The sequence below is a fragment of the Marinobacterium sedimentorum genome, from assembly GCF_024267675.1.
GTDB classification, from domain to species: Bacteria; Pseudomonadota; Gammaproteobacteria; order Pseudomonadales; family Balneatricaceae; genus Marinobacterium_A; species Marinobacterium_A sedimentorum.
Genome location: NZ_JALDYX010000001.1, coordinates 56,413 through 72,153 on the forward strand (window position 1 = coordinate 56,413; position 15,741 = coordinate 72,153).

The window sequence follows — 15,741 nt, forward strand, 5'->3', positions numbered from 1 at the left end:
GATGAATCTTCCGGTAACACTGCTCGATGACTGGCAGCAGCTGCTCAGTCATACCATTGACGATCCTGCCGAGCTGCTGCGCCTGCTGGAACTGCCTGAGGTGTTGCTGGCAGAGGCCCTGGCGGCAGCCGGTGACTTCCCGCTGCGCGTCCCCAAGCCTTACCTCAACCGTATCCGCAAGGGCGACCCGGATGATCCGCTACTGCGCCAGGTATTGCCGCTTGGCGCCGAGCGTCTGCATGTGCCGGGCTATGTGACCGACCCGCTGGCAGAAATGGCCGCCAATCACCACGATGGCCTGATCCACAAGTACAAGGGACGGGTGCTGCTGATTCTCACCGGCGCCTGCGCCATCAACTGCCGCTACTGCTTTCGGCGTCACTTTCCCTACGACGACAACCGCCTGGGGCCGGAGCAATGGCAGCAAGTGCTTGAGTATCTGCGCCAGCAACCACAAGTCAATGAAGTCATTTTCTCCGGCGGCGACCCGCTGGCCACCAGCGACAAGCGCCTGGCCCGCATGATCCGGGACCTGGCCGACATTCCCCATCTCAGCCGCATCCGCGTGCACAGCCGGCTGCCTGTGGTGATCCCCCAGCGGGTGACTGACAGCCTGATCGATGCCCTCACCGGCACCCGCCTGCAGCCGGTCATGGTGCTGCACGCCAACCATGCCAACGAGATTGACGCCGAGGTGGACCTGGCCGTCAACCAACTCAAGCGCGCCGGCGTGACCATGCTGAATCAGTCGGTGCTGCTGCGCGGCGTGAATGACAGCGTCGAGGCATTGCAGGCACTCAGCGAGCGACTCTTTGCCGCCGGCGTACTACCCTATTATCTGTTTGTACTGGATGCTGTGGCAGGCGCCGCTCACTTTGATGTCAGTGATAACGAGGCAAAGGCGTTAATGCAGGCATTGCAGGCCGAACTGCCCGGTTTTCTGCTGCCGCGCCTTGCACGGGAGATTCCGGGGCGCCCTTCGAAAACCCTGCTGGCGCTCGGAGGAGACAGTACCGCCTGAATCGGCTTCATGCGACAATCTGGGCCCGATGCCCAAGCACACAGAACAGACTCAGTCTGGCACGGTCAAAATAGCATCACCGCAGGAAAAATAATCATCATGGATCTACGCAGGAGCCTGTTCAGATGAAAGCCTGGAAACTCTTGGTTGTCGCCGCCGGCGCCATTACGCTGGTCGGTTGTGGCAATATGTTCAAAAAGCCCGCCCCCGTTGCGGAGCCCGAACCAGAACCTGTTGTGTATGTCCGCCCCATTCCCAAACCCGTTGTGCAGATACACGGCTTTCGTGCCAGCAAGCCCGGCAGGGGCGGCCTGACCGATGCGCATATCAGCTTCAGTAACGTCTCTGAGCAGACCTTCCAGTTTGTGATGTTCAAGACCACGGCCTATGACGCCGAGGGCAAAATCATCAACGCCAAGAAAACCAACAGGCCCGATACCTGGCTGCGCGTTGCCGGCCCCTTCCGGCCCTTCAGCAGCGCGGGCGAGCACAAGTGGGACAAGATCTGGAGCAACAGCAAGGCAACCTGCTTTGAAGTCGAGGGTGTCGAGATCATCTATATGGATGGCGCCAACGAGTTTTACAACGAGAGTCGCCTGGGCGAGATTCTCGATCCCAGCCTGAATAACAGCTGCCGGCCCTCTCTGGCACAGCATTAGCAACAGGCAGCACTACAATGACCCCCAGGGGCGCCGGCCTGCCGGCTGCCCCGCCGCCATCTTTTTAATCCTTCGGCGTGCGAGCCACTAACGCTCCCTGCGCGGCGGTACCGACAACGGGAAGGCCGTAACACTGCCACGCGCTTCGCTGATCTTGGGAACCCCCTGCTGGCGAACTTCGTCGATACGAATAATGGCCTGCATCGGAATATAGGATCGCTTTACGTCCCCGAACTGCTTTTTCAGTTTTTCCTCGCCAGGATCCACCAACAGCTCGGAACGGCTGCCAAAGACAAAGTCCTCGATCTCGATAAAGCCCCACATCTCGCTCTGGCACAGATGGCGCGCATAAAGCTCGTACACCTGATCCTGATTGATGAATTGCACCCGATACATTCGTTCGTCACTGGTCATGGTCTGTGCTGCTGCTAACTGTATTACGCTTTATAATGAGGGCGAAATCGCTCGATACAAGGCTGCTCAAAATCTAGGCAGCCCCGCCCACTTTCAGTATAATGCGCGGTCCTTTCGGGGGCGGATGCGGCGCTGTTGTGTCAAGCAGCAGGCCAGACCCGACTCCCCAGAGCAACCCGTTTAATCAATACAGGTGAGAAATGGCGAAGAAGCTGTTTATCAAAACCCATGGCTGCCAGATGAACGAGTACGATTCGTCCCGTATGGCGGATCTGCTGGGTGAAAGCCATGCGCTGGAGCTGACAGACAACCCGGAAGATGCGGATGTGCTGCTGCTCAACACCTGTTCGATACGTGAAAAAGCCCAGGAAAAGGTGTTCCATCAACTCGGCCGCTGGCGCAAGCTCAAGGATCGCAACCCTGACCTGGTGATAGGTGTGGGCGGCTGCGTCGCCAGCCAGGAAGGCGAAGCCATCTATAAGCGCGCCCCCTACGTGGACATGATTTTTGGACCCCAAACCCTGCACCGTCTGCCGGAAATGATCGATCTGACCCACCAGGGCCAGAAAGGCGTGGTGGATGTCAGCTTCCCGGAAATCGAAAAGTTCGATCACCTTCCCGCCCCCAAGGTCGAGGGTGCCGAAGCCTTCGTATCGATAATGGAAGGCTGCAGCAAATACTGCACTTTCTGCGTGGTGCCATACACCCGCGGCGAGGAAGTCAGTCGCCCTCTGGACAGCGTGCTGGCCGAATGCCAGGAGCTAGCTGAACAGGGCGTGCGTGAAGTGAACCTGCTGGGTCAGAACGTCAATGCCTACCGCGGCGCCACCGGCGACGGAGACACCGCCGGCCTCGCCGAGCTGATTCGCCGGGTCGCCGGCATCGAGGGTATCGACCGCATTCGCTTCACCACGTCCCATCCGGTGGAATTCAGCGACGACCTGATCGACGCCTATGCCGAAGTGCCGGAGCTGGTCAGCCACCTGCACCTGCCGGTACAAAGCGGTTCGGACCGGATTCTGATGGCCATGAAGCGCGGCCATACCACGCTGGAGTACAAGTCCAAGCTGCGCCGCATCCGCAAGCTGCGCCCGGACATCAGCTTCTCGTCGGACTTCATCGTCGGTTTTCCCGGCGAAACCGAAGCGGATTTTGAGGCCACCATGAACCTGATTCAGGATATCGGCTTCGATCATTCCTTCAGCTTCGTGTACAGCCGCCGTCCCGGCACGCCTGCCGCTGACCTGCCGGATACGGTGTCGGAAGAGACCAAGAAACTGCACCTCAAGATCCTGCAGGATCGGATTATTGCCCAGGCCATGCAGATCAGCCGTCGCATGGTGGGCAGCGTGCAGCGCATACTGGTGAACGGTTACTCGAGGAAGGATCCGGGCGAGCTGTCCGGGCGCACCGAGAACAACCGCGTGGTCAACTTTCGCGCCAGCAATCCGGACCTGATCGGCCACTTCGCCGATGTAAGAATTCTGGAAGCTTATGCCAACTCGCTTCACGGGGAACTGATCAGCTCGGAGCTGGATCAAACACACTGAACACGAACTCTGTAGCCGCAGGGCATCCCATGTCCTGTGCTTACTGACTAGGAGCCAAATTGAACACAGCGCAAACGCTACGCCTGACCCTCGAACCCGACAACATCGAACACCTGGCCAACCTGTGTGGCCAGCTCGATGAGCACATCAAACTGATCGAACAACGCCTGCATATTGAAATCCGTAATCGCGGCAATCACTTTCAGCTGATTGGCGATCTGGAAATCGTGCGCGTTGTCGCCGAAATGCTGCACAATCTCTACAAGGAAGCCAGCGCCGGCGTACAGCTGACGCCCGAAGCCGTGCACCTGCAATTGCAGCAATCCGGTGTCGAACTGCTGCAGAACCGCATCGATCAGGGCGGCACCGACAGTAACGTCAGCATCCGTACCAAGAAGGTGCATATTCGCCCGCGTGGTGAAAATCAGCAGCAGTATGTGCGCGCCATCCGCACCCGCGACGTCAATTTCGGCATAGGGCCCGCCGGTACTGGCAAGACCTATCTGGCTGTAGCCTGCGCCGTGGAAGCCCTGGAGCGTGAAGAAGTCAGCCGCATTCTGCTGGTGCGCCCGGCGGTGGAAGCGGGCGAAAAGCTCGGCTTTCTGCCCGGCGACCTGGCCCAGAAGGTGGATCCCTACCTGCGCCCACTGTACGACGCCCTCTATGAAATGCTGGGCTTCGAACGCGTCACCAAACTGATCGAGCGCAACATCATCGAAGTGGCACCGCTGGCCTATATGCGCGGTCGCACGCTCAACGGCTCCTTCGTGATTCTGGATGAAAGCCAGAACACCACCCGCGAGCAGATGAAAATGTTCCTCACCCGCATCGGCTTTGGCTCCACCGCCGTGATTACCGGCGACATCACCCAGGTCGATCTGCCCAAGCACATCCAGTCGGGCCTCAAACACGCCATGGAAGTGCTGGGCGATGTCGAGGAAATTGGATTTACCCACTTCTCGGCCAAGGATGTGGTGCGTCATCCGCTGGTGCAACACATAGTGCGTGCCTATGAGCGCTATGAACTGGAACAGGCCAACGCCTCGACAGCAGGAGTCCGTCCGTCTTGAAACCCAGCATAGAAGTGCAACGGGCCAGCGAGGCTGCGGATATCCCCGGGGATGAAGAGTTCCAGACCTGGGTCGAGGCCGCCCTTAACGGCCGCTTCGACGGCGGTGAACTCTGCATTCGCGTGGTCGACAGCCATGAGAGTCAGGCGCTGAATCTGCAGTACCGCGGCAAGGACAAGCCCACCAACGTACTGTCCTTCCCCTTCGAGGTACCTGAGGGTATCGAACTCGACCTGCTCGGCGATCTGGTCATCTGTGCCCAGGTCGTCGCACGTGAAGCTGCAGAGCAACAAAAACCGCTGCTCGATCACTGGGCGCATCTGGTTATTCACGGAACCTTGCATCTGCTGGGTTACGATCATATAAAGGACGAGGACGCCGAAGAGATGGAAGCACTGGAGCGGCAATTGCTTGCCGACCTGTCCATCCCGGATCCTTACCAGGAACGCTAATCGAGGAACACCATGAGCGTTGACCGATCGGGGGGCCAACCCCGAAGTTGGTTTGGCCGCCTTGCCCAGGCTTTTGCCGACGAACCCCGCACCCAGGAAGACTTGCTCTACCTGCTGCGCGAATCCGTTGAGGACAATGTCCTCAGCCTTGAAGCCCTCGGCATCATCGAGGGCGCCATGCAAGTGGCCGAAATGCAGGTGCGGGACGTCATGGTCCCGCGCTCGCAGATGGTGGTCGTTCAGGTAGAGCAGTCGCCACGCGACTTTCTGCCAGTGATCATCTCCAGCGCTCACAGCCGCTTTCCGGTAATCGGCGAAAGCCCCGACGAAGTACTGGGTATTTTGCTGGCCAAGGAACTGCTGCCGCTGATTCTGGAAGATAACAACGACAACTTCGATATCCGCAACGCCCTGCGTCCGGTAACGGTGATTCCCGAATCCAAGCGTCTTAACACGCTGCTGCAGGAGTTCCGCGCCACGCGCAACCACATGGCAGTGGTAGTCGATGAGTACGGCGGCATCGCCGGCCTGATCACCATCGAGGATGTACTGGAACAGATCGTCGGCGAAATCGAGGATGAAACTGACATTGACGATGATGACGGCAATATCCGCCTGTTCGACGACAATGGCTATATCGTCAAGGCACTGACCCCCATCGAGGACTTTAACGAGTATTTCGATGTTGGCCTGCCCGACGATGACTTCGACACTATCGGCGGTCTCGTCACCCAGCGCTTCGGTCACCTGCCGCGCAAGGACGAAAGTGTCGAACTGGACGAATTCACCGTCAAGGTGCTGTCCGCCGACAACCGCCGCATTCGTCTGCTGCAGGTCAGCCGCCAGTCCCGTTAATCCCGGATACCCCTATGTTTGCGAAGGATCCTGCTGTCCCGCTCTGGCTTCGAGCGCTGGCAGCCGCCCTCGCCGGCGGCCTGACACCGCTGGCTTTTGCCCCCTTTGACCTCTGGCCGCTGGCGCTCTTTGCGCCGGCGCTGCTGTGGCTCTGCCTGCGGGATCAGTCCGCCCGCCGTGCGGCCTGGCTTGGCTGGCTGTTTGGGCTGGGCTTTTATGGCATCGGCATATCCTGGGTCTATGTCAGCATTCATACCTACGGCAATGCCTCGGTATGGCTGGCAGGACTCCTTACCGCCGCCTTTGTCGCCGCCCTGGCGCTGCTGAGCGCGGCCCAGGGCTGGATGTACGGCCGCCTCTTTGGCCGTGGCGGCGGCCAGTGGCTCGGCTTTGTCGGCCTCTGGCTGCTTTGGGAATGGGTCCGCAGCTGGCTGCTGACCGGGTTTCCCTGGCTCTATCTGGGCTATCCGCTGATCGACACGCCTCTGGCGCTCTGGGCACCGGTGGGCGGCGTCTGGGCGCTGAGCCTGATCGCCGTGCTGCTGGGTACCGGCCTGGTGCATCTGCTGCTGGCACGCACGACCCGCAACCGGGTACTGACCGCAACGCTGCTAAGCCTGCCACTGGCCGGCGTCGCCCTGCTGCCACTGAGCTGGACACAGACCTCAGGCGCACCGCTCAAGGTCGCACTGGTACAGGGTAATATTCCCCAGCAAATGAAATGGGAATCGGGCCGTCTGTTCGACATCATCAGCCGCTATCAGCAGCTGAGCCTGCAGGCGGGCCCGGTCGATCTGCTGGTCTGGCCCGAAACCGCCATCCCCTCGACCCTTTACCGGGCCGAACGCCAGCTCAGACCCTTTGTCGAGGCACTTGCGCGCAGCGGCACCGGCTTTATCTCGGGCCTGCCCTCGGTGTTACCGGACAACCAGGACCCTGCCCGCAGCATCTACCATAACAGCCTGGCGATCCTGACACCTGAACCCGCGTTTTATCACAAGCAGCGGCTGGTACCCTTTGGCGAGTATGTGCCGCTGGAATCCTGGCTGCGCGGCCTGATCGATTTTTTCAATCTGCCGATGTCGGCCTTTAGCCTGCCCCAAAGCGAACAGCAGCCGCTGCCATTCGGACCGCACCGCATAGCCGCGGCCATCTGCTACGAGATTGCCTATCCGGAGCTGGTGCGGCGTTCAAGCCTGCATTCGGATCTGCTGCTGACCGTATCCAACGATACCTGGTTCGGCCACTCCATAGCGCCGGACCAGCATCTGCAGATTGCCCGCATGCGGGCACTGGAAAACGGTCGCTGGCTGATCCGGGCCACCAACAATGGCATCAGCGCACTGGTGGACAATCATGGGCAGATACGCGCCCAGGCGCCGCGCTACCAGAGCGCTGTGCTGGTCGATCATGTGCAGGGCATGCGCGGCCTGACCCCCTATCAGCGCAGCGGCGTCTGGCCAGCCCTGCTAATCGCGGCACTCTTGTGCAGCCTGGCGCTGATCTCCCGCCTGCGCACATCACGCTCGAACTCCCGCAGTAGCTCCCGTACGGCTGTGCGCATGCACCCGCGCCCTTAAGAACGCCCAGCCCAGCCTTGGCCGGACTGCTATGCTGCAAGGCGTAAGGTGGTACGCGGGATCAATCAGGAGGGGCTGCCATGGCCGAATCGAAGCTTCCGAAAAACTATATCCAGTTTCGCAGCCGGTACAAAAAACTGGCCGGCGCACTGGATAACCTGGGCAAGGCGGTGCGCGAGGAAGGTCCGCTGGATGAGAAAAGCGCCCAGCTGATTCAGCTCGCCGCAGCCGCCAGCATCCGCTCCGAAGGCGCCGTGCACAGCCACTGCCGCCGCGCACTGGACGCCGGTGCCAGTGCAGATGAAATCCGCCATGCCGTTATACTGCTCACCAGTACTCTGGGGTTTCCCGCCATGATGGCGGCGCTGAGCTGGGTAGAAGACGTGCTGAGCGAAAACTGAGCTTTTAAAAAAGCAGTGTGCATCCGCGAACAAGATGACGATGCCAGAGAGGGCCGCAGCCCCTTCTAACGCCATAGCGATTCAGAACAACAGTGCATCCGCGAACAAGATGACGACCAGGTAGCGCAGTCCCTTGCCGATGCCCACCAGCACGATAAAGTGAGTCAGCCGCACCCGCATGATGCCGCCGATAAAGGTCAGCGCATCGCCTCCGATCGGCAGCCATGCAAACAGCAGGCTCCAGACGCCAAAGCGCTGAAACCAGCGCTGCGCCTTCTCCAGCTCCCGCGCCTTGACGGGAAACCAGCGCCGCTCACGATAATGCAGCATGTATAGCCCCAGCCACCAGTTGAGCACCGCGCCCAGGGTGTTGCCCAAGGTGGCAATCAGCCACAGCCAGGCCCAGTTGGCAGGCTGCTCGGACAACAGAATTGCCAGATAAACTTCGGAGTAAAACGGCAGAATGGTAGCAGCAGCAAAAGCGCCGCCAAACAGCAAAAGATATTCAGTCATGGTCAGTCGTCGAGGGATTCCGGCTTGCTCAGTCGCGCACAGTCTATCAGATAGCGAAACAGCCGACGCTGCACCCCCAGGTAGAACAGATACTCCGGATGCCACTGTACCCCCAGAATCAGCCGGCCCTGCTCGCACTCCACCGCCTGCACAAAGTTGTCCAGATCCCGTGCGGCGACCACCAGTCCCTCTCCCAGCCGATCGATAGCCTGGTGATGCAGACTGTTGATAGGCCAGCGCTCGCGCCCCAGCACCCGGCACAGCAGGCCCTGGTGCGCACTCAGCGCCGTCTTGCGCGGCAGGGGGGTGCGAAAATTGGAGGTCTGGCGGCGCAGGCCTCGAATATCGCCGTGCAGGGAGCCTCCCAGCACCACGTTGATCAGCTGGGCGCCACGGCAGATTCCCAGCAGCGGCAGCCGAGTCTGCAGAGCATGTTCGATCATTTCGATTTCAAAGCGGTCACGTACAGGGTCGATCGGCGCCCGGCCATCATCATGACCGCCGTACAGGGTCGGGTCTATGTCATCCCCGCCGCCGATAATCAGGCCCCGCAGGCGGTCGTGACTGTGCTGCTGATAACGGCAGGGCGTCAGGCGCAGTGCCCGCCCACCGGCCAGCCAGATCGCCAGACAGCTGGCCCACCAGGCGAAGGCAAGCCCGCCATCGGGGCCCGTAACTCCTATGAGGGGTCGGCCAGCCACAGCTCCACCTTTTCAGACCAGGGTGCTATCCAGTCCGGCAGCGTGCGCTGCAGGTGGATCAGATAATCCCGACACAATGCGTCCAGCCGCGCCGGCGACTGCACCAGCGCTTCCACCTGCTGCCAGTCCTGCCAGGCATCAAGCAGGCGCCACCGGGGGTTGTCTATATCGGAATTGGGCAGGCGGTAATGCAGCGTGGGCCTTGCGTTGACCTTTTCATCCGGCACGGCAGCTTGCACCGCGGCAGGATCAAGCCAGGCAAGCAGCGGCAGCATGTCGAGCGCCCGGTTTCGGGTCGGATTCAGGGCCAGATAATCGCGGATCAGGCCGTCCTGATCCGGCCAGTAGTCGCTTTGCAGTACCTGCTCGCAGTACTCCCGCGTATAGGGCTGGATAAAGGGACTCAGGCGTCGCACCAGTGCCGTCTGCTCCCGCGCGCCCAGCCAGTCATGCAGGCACAGATAGGCCTTGAGATAACGCACCAGGGTATGACTGTCCAGCGCAGGCAGCTCCGGATTAAAGTGCACCCCAAAGGCATAGCGGGCGGCACCGTGGGTGCCCAGGGCGCCGGCCTCGCGTAATGCTTGCACCAGGGTTTCGAGCACACTCAGGCGGGAAAAGGGAATGGGCGGACAGACGATTTCAAAGGGCACCAGATTGCTGGCCACCGCCGCCAACGCCTCAGTGGCCAGGTTCTCCAGCTCGCTGCTATGACCGTGGCTCTGTTCGCGGCCAAGCTGCTTGAGATAGCGCAGGTCCAGTTCCAGACTGAAGCGGCCAAATTCGGTGCCCGCCACACGCTGCTCGCACACCGAAACCCGCTCTACCCGCCCACCGAAGGTGGCCTGGATACAGCGGGCGATATCATCCAGCTCGATACCGGCCAGCTCGATCTCGACGCCGACGCGCCGCTCATCGCCCTCGCAGGTTAAATTATGTGCAGGCGTCATAAGAGCACCCCTGCGCTTGTGCATGGCAGAACATACTTAAACACAGCCCTCAGGCCCCGGACCAGGGTTTGGATATACGCCGGAAAAAGCCCTTGCCGCAGGTCTGGCAGTCATCGATGCGGGAGGTTTCCGTCAGTTCCTTAGTAGCACCACAGTTCAGGCAGGCCAGGGTGCCCACGGTGGCGATTTCGCCGCTGAGGTAGTCGTCCTCGCCATGGGACAGGCGTTCACGCAGCGCTTCCTGATCGATGCGCGTCCTATCCGCCAGGCCCATCAGCAGCTGACCCAGACGATGCTCCAGAATATTCAGATCGAAATGCAGCCAGGCCGCGATACCTGCACCGGTTTCATGGGCATAGTAGCCCAGGCGCTTGAGGTCACGTTTGAGATAGGCCGTGAGCAGATCCATCTCGTCGCGGGTCATTTCTTCGGCGACCAGTTCCAGCTTGGCCGCTTCTTCTATGCGTTCCTGCAAATAATCCCAGGAACGAATCTCGGCGTTCTCAAGATCGGCCAATAACCGTTTGAGAATACGATCATAGGCCGTGGTGGCCTTGTCGTGCTGCTGTTCCTGCTTGCGGGGATCATCAGTCATATCGTCTCCTGGGAGGCTTTCGGGCTTAGCCGGTCGTAGCGAGGGAAAGTCCGTTTTGTTCAACATATCCATGTGCTTCACCCCTTCGGGGCTTACACATTCAATCGTTCCCTACGATTGAATGAGGCAGTTTTGGAGCTATTTTGAGGCAAATAGTGGTTCTATTTAACAAAGAGTAGCGCGAAAAATGTCCAAAATCGGTTTTTCCGCAGTAGATCAGTGTTAAGTCCGACAGTCTCCTAGACCGGGCGCATTCCACTGTTGATGGAGTGGCTTCTATTGTATGCTATGCCGCATGTCACGAACTTTCCATTGAACCAATAGCCGGCATTTCCAGATGCCGGTTTTATTGTCAGAGAATGTCGATTCCTAAATCCATGAACGAACAATACCAGCCCGGGGACATCGAGTCCCAGACCCAGGCCTACTGGGATGAGCACGATAGCTTTCGCAGCGATGAAGACCTCACCAAAGAAAAATTCTACTGCCTGTCGATGTTTCCGTACCCCAGCGGCCGTCTGCACATGGGGCACGTACGCAATTACACCATTGGTGATGTAGTCTCGCGCTACCAGCGCATGCAGGGCAAGAATGTCCTCCAGCCCATGGGCTGGGACGCCTTCGGTCTGCCGGCTGAAAATGCCGCGATCAAGAACAATGTCGCGCCGGGCAAGTGGACCTACGAAAACATCAGCTACATGCGCAACCAGCTGCAGCAAATGGGATTTGGTTACGACTGGAGCCGTGAAATCGCCACCTGCCACCCGGAATACTATCGCTGGGAGCAATGGTTCTTCACCCGGCTGATGGCCAAGGGCATGGTCTACAAAAAGGAATCCGAGGTTAACTGGGATCCGGTGGATCAGACGGTACTGGCCAACGAGCAGGTTATAGACGGTCGCGGCTGGCGCTCCGGCGCTCTGGTTGAGCGCAAGAAGATCCCGCAGTGGTTCCTGAAAATTACCGACTACGCCGATCAGCTGCTGGACGATCTCGACAAGCTGGAGCACTGGCCGGAACAGGTTCGTACGCAGCAGCGCAACTGGATCGGTCGTTCCCAGGGCGTGGAGTTGAAGTTTCAGGTCACAGGCAACGGTGAACTGGAAGTCTTCACCACCCGCCCGGATACCCTGATGGGTGTCACCTACGTGGCCGTGGCGCCGCAGCATCCGCTGGCGCGGCAAGCCGCCGAGAATAACCCCGAGCTGGCTGCCTTCCTGGAAGACTGCAGGCACACCAAGGTGGCCGAGGCTGATCTGGCCACCATGGAGAAAAAGGGCATGGCGCTGGGTCTGGAAGCGACCCACCCGCTGACCGGCGAAAAGGTACCGGTCTGGACCGCCAACTTCGTACTGATGGACTACGGCTCGGGTGCTGTGATGGCGGTACCGGCCCACGACCAGCGCGACTGGGAGTTTGCCCACAAGTACGGTCTGCCGCTGCGCCAGGTCATCAAACCGCTGGATCCGGCGACCCCGATCGATATCGAGCGCGAAGCCTTTACCGACAAGGGCGTGCTGATCAATTCCGGCGACTTCTCTGAACTCGAATTCGAACTCGCCTTCAAGGCCATCGCCAAGGAACTCGAACGCAAGGGCAAGGGCCGCACGACCATCAATTATCGCCTGCGCGACTGGGGTGTCTCCCGTCAGCGCTACTGGGGCACGCCGATTCCGGTCATCAACTGCCCGTCCTGCGGCCCGCTGCCGGTGCCGGAAGATCAGCTGCCGGTAGTGCTGCCGGAAGATGTCGAATTCGACGGCGTCGGTTCGCCGATCAAGAAGATGGACAGCTTCATCCAGACCAGCTGCCCCGGCTGCGGCGGTGCCGCCGAGCGTGAAACCGATACCTTCGATACCTTCATGGAATCGAGCTGGTACTACGCCCGCTATGCCTGTGCCCGCAGTGGCGACAGCATGCTGGATCCCGAGCAGGCCAACTACTGGCTGCCGGTGGATCAGTACATCGGCGGCATCGAACACGCCATCCTGCACCTGCTGTATTCGCGTTTCTTCCACAAGCTGATGCGCGATGAAGGCCTGGTGCAATCCGACGAGCCCTTCACCCGCCTGCTGTGCCAGGGCATGGTGCTGGCCGATACCTACTACCGCGAAGACGAAAAGGGCGGCAAGATCTGGATCGCGCCTACCGATGTTGATACCGAAACGGACGACAAGGGCCGCATCATCAGCGCTCGCCTGAAGTCCGACGGTTTGCCGGTGGAACAGGCTGGCGTCTCGAAGATGTCCAAGTCCAAGAACAACGGCATAGATCCGCAGGTCATGATCAACAAATACGGCGCCGATACCGTACGCCTGTTCATGATGTTCGCCGCCCCGCCCGAGCAGTCGCTGGAATGGTCCGACTCCGGTGTCGAAGGTGCGCACCGCTTCCTCAAGCGATTGTGGAAACAGGTACACGATCACCTGCAGCAGGGTCAGGACGTGGCCGCGCTGGATACCGCCAGTCTCAGCAACGAGCAGCGCGATCTGCGTCGCAAGGTGCACGAGACCATCGCCAAGGTAAGCGACGATATCGAGCGCCGCCAGACGTTCAACACCGCCATTGCCGCCGTGATGGAACTGTCCAACAGCATCGGGCGTTTTGTCGATGTGAGCGAACAGGGTCGTGCCGTCACCCGGGAAGCCGTGCTGGCGGCCACCCAGCTGCTGTCACCCATAGTGCCGCACATCACGCATCATCTCTGGCAACAGCTGACCGGCAGCAACGACCTGCTGCATACGCCCTGGCCCCAGGTGGATGAAAGCGCCCTGGTGCGTGCATCACTGGAAATGGTGGTACAGGTCAACGGCAAGGTGCGCGCCAAAATCAATGTCGCCGCTGACGCCGATGAGGACGTAATTCTGCACACTGCCCTGGCGGACGAAAATGTGCGCAAGCACATGGCCGACAAGCAGCTGCGCAAGAAAATTGTAGTGCCGGGCAAACTGGTCAATATCGTTGTAGGCTAAGGACGGGAGAAGGCAATGACTGTGCAATTGAGGCTGATACTGCTGATCGCAACCCTGCTATTAAGCAGCTGTGGCTTTCAGTTGCGCGGCAGCGCCGAAGTCCCGCCGGCGATGCGCCAGCTGGCGCTGAAAATGCCCGCAGGGCGCAGCGCCCTGCGACTCGAACTGAGCCGTACACTGCGCAGCAACGGCATTGAGCTGGCCGCAGCAGCCCCCTACACCCTGGAGATTCTCGACGAGAAACAGGGCCGCCGTGTCGCCTCGCTCGATGAGCGCATCAAGGTGGACGAATATGAATTGCGCACCGAAGTGCGCTTTCAGATCACCGAGGGCGAACGCTTCCTGATCGCACCGACCGCGGTACGCACCGAACGGGTCTATACCTACGACGCCGATGCCATTACCGCCAAAAACGCCCAGGAAGCCCTGCTGCGCCGTGAAATGCAGCAGGATATTTCGCGCCAGATCCTGCGTCTGTATATCGCCGCCGGTCAGCCATGAAGCTGAAGCCGGAACAGCTCGGCGCCCGCCTGAAGCAGGCTGTGGCGCCGGTCTATCTGGTCACCGGTGACGAGCCCCTGCTGGCCGAGGAAAGCTGCGATCTGCTGCGCAGGACATTCCTCGAGCAGGGTTTTACCGAACGGGAAGTCCTGCATGTCGATGGCAGCTTCAAGTGGGAATACCTGCTTGAATGTGCCAGCGCCCTGTCCCTCTTTGCCGAGCGCAAGATCATCGAACTGCGCCTTGGCAGCCAGAAGCTGAACAAGAACGCAAGCGAGATGCTGCAGCAATATCTGGTCAACCCTGCACCCGACAACGTGCTGCTGATCACGGCCGACAAGCTCGATGCCGGTGCCAAGAAAAGCGCCTGGCTCAAGGCTGTCGACAAGAGCGGCGTGATCGTCGAACTCTGGCCCGTGGAACCTGCCCAGCTACCTGAATGGATCCGTCGCCGCGCGGTACAGATGGACATGCGCCTGGACGACAGCGCGGTGGAAGTTCTGTGCCAGCGAGTGGAAGGCAATCTGCTGGCGGCCCGCCAGGAAATGAGCAAGCTGCAGCTGTTGTTCCCCAACAAGACCCTGAGTGCGGACGACGTTATTGATGCCGTCTCGGACAGCTCGCGCTTCGATATCTTCGGCCTGACCGATGCGGCCCTGGGCGCTCAGCCCCAGCGTGTCACCCGTATTATTCAGGTCTTGCGTCAGGAAGGCACCGAAGCCGCCGTGGTGCTCTGGGCCGTCGCCCGGGAAATACGCACCCTGCATGCTGTGCAACGCGGCCTGCAACAGGGAACCGCCTTCGACAGCCTGTGCCAGCAGCAGCGTCTGTTCGGCAAGCGCAAGCAACTGGTACGCAGCGCCACCAAGCGCCTGTCGCCTGCGACACTGGAAAACCTGTTGCAGCAGGCCGCCGAGGTAGACCGACTGGTCAAGGGCGCCCGCGCCGGTGACCCCTGGCTGACCCTCACCTCAATTTTACTGCACCTGGCCGGCATCACCCTGCCACTGGATGCCACCGGCTGATATCCGCACCGCGGTATCCATTCGAGTACCTGCCTGCATAGCCCAATACGCATATTCCGTACCCTAAGCCAACGCTTAACCCTGCCTTTGCAGCGGCAAGCATCCACTGATTAAAAAACAGCCAACTTCCCGTTCGCCCCCTGCAGCAGCACTAAACCCAGTTACCCATAAGTTACACACAGATCTACCCCGAATTTCTGTGGATAAACTGGAAATCCGTAATCGGAAAAATTTCCGATTTGGCTTGACAGCAGGCCTTTAACCGGCCTGATTTTCTGCACATATGCACAGCCCAAGTTACTGAAAATCCAAATTTTTTGCCGTTCAAAAAACACACGTATCAAGCAACGCGCCGGCTCTGCGCGGCTATGGATGGGTACCCATACCTTATTCACAGTCTTATGCACAGCATTCGGGGATAAGATAAGAGGCCGGCACGAGCCCAGAGTTATCCAACCCGGTAAAGTTACCCACATACAGGC

Annotated in this window: 16 protein-coding genes; 11 read left to right on the forward strand and 5 right to left on the reverse strand. The window is 59.8% G+C overall.

Annotation, left to right across the window (positions count from 1 at the left end; translation table 11 throughout):
* Position 1 precedes the first annotated feature (1 nt).
* Positions 2 to 1,021, forward strand: coding sequence for an EF-P beta-lysylation protein EpmB (epmB, locus tag MRS74_RS00270; RefSeq protein WP_254578266.1), 1,020 nt, complete (start codon positions 2 to 4; stop codon positions 1,019 to 1,021).
* 125 nt (positions 1,022 to 1,146) lie between these two features.
* Entirely contained in the window at positions 1,147 to 1,680 is a 534-nt protein-coding gene (locus MRS74_RS00275) for a hypothetical protein (protein ID WP_254578267.1), read from the forward strand.
* A gap of 87 nt (positions 1,681 to 1,767) precedes the next feature.
* On the opposite strand, the gene MRS74_RS00280 is transcribed toward MRS74_RS00275, so the two are convergent.
* Positions 1,768 to 2,094 carry a DUF1820 family protein gene (locus MRS74_RS00280; protein ID WP_254578268.1) on the reverse strand — a complete coding sequence of 109 codons (327 nt, stop codon included), beginning with the start codon at positions 2,092 to 2,094 and terminating at the stop codon, positions 1,768 to 1,770.
* A gap of 200 nt (positions 2,095 to 2,294) precedes the next feature.
* On the opposite strand from MRS74_RS00280, the gene miaB reads away from it, so the two are divergent.
* The 6 genes from miaB (at position 2,295) to MRS74_RS00310 (ending at position 8,002) form a co-directional block, all read left to right on the forward strand.
* Positions 2,295 to 3,644: a tRNA (N6-isopentenyl adenosine(37)-C2)-methylthiotransferase MiaB gene (miaB, locus tag MRS74_RS00285; RefSeq protein ID WP_254578269.1), complete on the forward strand. Its 1,350-nt coding sequence runs from the start codon at positions 2,295 to 2,297 to the stop codon at positions 3,642 to 3,644.
* Positions 3,645 to 3,703: 59 nt separating this feature from the next.
* The gene (locus MRS74_RS00290; protein WP_254578270.1) at positions 3,704 to 4,714 is read left to right on the forward strand and encodes a PhoH family protein; all 1,011 of its coding nucleotides are present in this window, start codon (positions 3,704 to 3,706) and stop codon (positions 4,712 to 4,714) included.
* Positions 4,711 to 5,166: an rRNA maturation RNase YbeY gene (ybeY, locus tag MRS74_RS00295; protein WP_254578271.1), complete on the forward strand. Its 456-nt coding sequence runs from the start codon at positions 4,711 to 4,713 to the stop codon at positions 5,164 to 5,166. The genes MRS74_RS00290 and ybeY overlap by 4 nt, the downstream gene beginning before the upstream one ends.
* 12 nt (positions 5,167 to 5,178) lie before the next feature.
* Positions 5,179 to 6,021: a CorC family transporter gene (locus tag MRS74_RS00300; RefSeq protein ID WP_254578272.1), complete on the forward strand. Its 843-nt coding sequence runs from the start codon at positions 5,179 to 5,181 to the stop codon at positions 6,019 to 6,021.
* A gap of 14 nt (positions 6,022 to 6,035) precedes the next feature.
* Positions 6,036 to 7,601: an apolipoprotein N-acyltransferase gene (gene lnt / locus MRS74_RS00305; protein WP_254578273.1), complete on the forward strand. Its 1,566-nt coding sequence runs from the start codon at positions 6,036 to 6,038 to the stop codon at positions 7,599 to 7,601.
* A gap of 80 nt (positions 7,602 to 7,681) precedes the next feature.
* Positions 7,682 to 8,002: a carboxymuconolactone decarboxylase family protein gene (locus MRS74_RS00310; protein WP_254578274.1), complete on the forward strand. Its 321-nt coding sequence runs from the start codon at positions 7,682 to 7,684 to the stop codon at positions 8,000 to 8,002.
* A gap of 81 nt (positions 8,003 to 8,083) precedes the next feature.
* Here MRS74_RS00310 and MRS74_RS00315 read toward each other — a convergent pair whose 3' ends face one another.
* From MRS74_RS00315 to MRS74_RS00330, 4 genes are read right to left on the reverse strand one after another with little or no spacing between them, the layout of a single operon-like run.
* Positions 8,084 to 8,515, reverse strand: a complete 432-nt coding sequence (locus MRS74_RS00315; RefSeq protein WP_254578275.1) for a YqaA family protein — start codon at positions 8,513 to 8,515, stop codon at positions 8,084 to 8,086.
* Between the two features lie 2 nt (positions 8,516 to 8,517).
* Complete coding sequence (locus MRS74_RS00320; protein WP_254578276.1) at positions 8,518 to 9,216, reverse strand: gamma-glutamyl-gamma-aminobutyrate hydrolase family protein; 699 nt, start codon at positions 9,214 to 9,216, stop codon at positions 8,518 to 8,520.
* Positions 9,195 to 10,166: an amidoligase family protein gene (locus tag MRS74_RS00325; RefSeq protein ID WP_254578277.1), complete on the reverse strand. Its 972-nt coding sequence runs from the start codon at positions 10,164 to 10,166 to the stop codon at positions 9,195 to 9,197. The genes MRS74_RS00320 and MRS74_RS00325 overlap by 22 nt, the downstream gene beginning before the upstream one ends.
* 49 nt (positions 10,167 to 10,215) lie before the next feature.
* Entirely contained in the window at positions 10,216 to 10,761 is a 546-nt protein-coding gene (locus MRS74_RS00330) for a zinc ribbon-containing protein (RefSeq protein ID WP_254578278.1), read from the reverse strand.
* A 377-nt stretch (positions 10,762 to 11,138) separates the two neighbouring features.
* On the opposite strand from MRS74_RS00330, the gene leuS reads away from it, so the two are divergent.
* Genes leuS through holA form a run of 3 tightly spaced genes read left to right on the forward strand, consistent with a single transcriptional unit; the run spans position 11,139 to position 15,259 of the window.
* A complete protein-coding gene (leuS, locus tag MRS74_RS00335) occupies positions 11,139 to 13,733 on the forward strand; it encodes a leucine--tRNA ligase (protein WP_254578279.1) in 2,595 nt (864 codons plus the stop codon).
* A gap of 15 nt (positions 13,734 to 13,748) precedes the next feature.
* A complete protein-coding gene (locus MRS74_RS00340; RefSeq protein ID WP_254578280.1) occupies positions 13,749 to 14,234 on the forward strand; it encodes an LPS-assembly lipoprotein LptE in 486 nt (161 codons plus the stop codon).
* Positions 14,231 to 15,259 (forward strand): DNA polymerase III subunit delta, encoded by a 1,029-nt coding sequence (gene holA / locus MRS74_RS00345; RefSeq protein ID WP_254578281.1) that lies wholly within the window; start codon positions 14,231 to 14,233, stop codon positions 15,257 to 15,259. The genes MRS74_RS00340 and holA overlap by 4 nt, the downstream gene beginning before the upstream one ends.
* Positions 15,260 to 15,741 lie beyond the last annotated feature (482 nt).

What these genes read in the sequence shown, in the direction of transcription:
- leuS (WP_254578279.1), top strand. Translation starts at nt 11,139, where the DNA reads ATGAACGAACAATACCAGCCCGGGGACATCGAGTCCCAGACCCAGGCC.
- holA (WP_254578281.1), top strand. Translation starts at nt 14,231, where the DNA reads ATGAAGCTGAAGCCGGAACAGCTCGGCGCCCGCCTGAAGCAGGCTGTG.
- MRS74_RS00300 (WP_254578272.1), top strand. Translation starts at nt 5,179, where the DNA reads ATGAGCGTTGACCGATCGGGGGGCCAACCCCGAAGTTGGTTTGGCCGC.
- MRS74_RS00315 (WP_254578275.1), bottom strand. Translation starts at nt 8,515, where the DNA reads ATGACTGAATATCTTTTGCTGTTTGGCGGCGCTTTTGCTGCTGCTACC.
- lnt (WP_254578273.1), top strand. Translation starts at nt 6,036, where the DNA reads ATGTTTGCGAAGGATCCTGCTGTCCCGCTCTGGCTTCGAGCGCTGGCA.
- miaB (WP_254578269.1), top strand. Translation starts at nt 2,295, where the DNA reads ATGGCGAAGAAGCTGTTTATCAAAACCCATGGCTGCCAGATGAACGAG.
- MRS74_RS00275 (WP_254578267.1), top strand. Translation starts at nt 1,147, where the DNA reads ATGAAAGCCTGGAAACTCTTGGTTGTCGCCGCCGGCGCCATTACGCTG.
- MRS74_RS00325 (WP_254578277.1), bottom strand. Translation starts at nt 10,166, where the DNA reads ATGACGCCTGCACATAATTTAACCTGCGAGGGCGATGAGCGGCGCGTC.
- MRS74_RS00310 (WP_254578274.1), top strand. Translation starts at nt 7,682, where the DNA reads ATGGCCGAATCGAAGCTTCCGAAAAACTATATCCAGTTTCGCAGCCGG.
- epmB (WP_254578266.1), top strand. Translation starts at nt 2, where the DNA reads ATGAATCTTCCGGTAACACTGCTCGATGACTGGCAGCAGCTGCTCAGT.
- MRS74_RS00330 (WP_254578278.1), bottom strand. Translation starts at nt 10,761, where the DNA reads ATGACTGATGATCCCCGCAAGCAGGAACAGCAGCACGACAAGGCCACC.
- MRS74_RS00280 (WP_254578268.1), bottom strand. Translation starts at nt 2,094, where the DNA reads ATGACCAGTGACGAACGAATGTATCGGGTGCAATTCATCAATCAGGAT.
- MRS74_RS00340 (WP_254578280.1), top strand. Translation starts at nt 13,749, where the DNA reads ATGACTGTGCAATTGAGGCTGATACTGCTGATCGCAACCCTGCTATTA.